General features: G+C 65.5%; 1 protein-coding gene. It reads right to left on the bottom strand.

What is annotated here, in order from left to right; all coding sequences use genetic code 11:
* Nucleotides 1–255, bottom strand: a 255-nt coding sequence (locus MKZ40_RS17145; RefSeq protein WP_282628015.1) for an integrase core domain-containing protein, incomplete at both ends; no start/stop codon positions are given.

The following is a 255-nucleotide window of genomic DNA, read 5'->3' as shown; positions in this document are numbered from 1 at the left end:
GTCACCTGACCATCGCTCCGGGTGACGCTGCTTCGCGGCCTCGAAGACCTCTCGGCGCTGCGTCAGAATGCCTTTGGCCTCGCCGTCATGACGCTGGCTCGGCGTGACGTAGCGAAGGGCGCTGTGCCGGTGCTCATGGTTGTACCACTCGGTAAATTGCTGAACCCAGTCCTGAGCCTCGGCCAGGGTGGCGAACCCGTCGACGGGGAAGCCCGGCCGGTACTTCAGCGTCTTGAAGGCCGACTCGGCGAAGGC

Source organism: Cobetia sp. BMC6, assembly GCF_029991385.1.
GTDB lineage: Bacteria > Pseudomonadota > Gammaproteobacteria > Pseudomonadales > Halomonadaceae > Cobetia.
The sequence above is the reverse complement of the archived record's forward strand: the minus strand, read 5'-3'. Positions and strand labels throughout refer to the sequence as shown.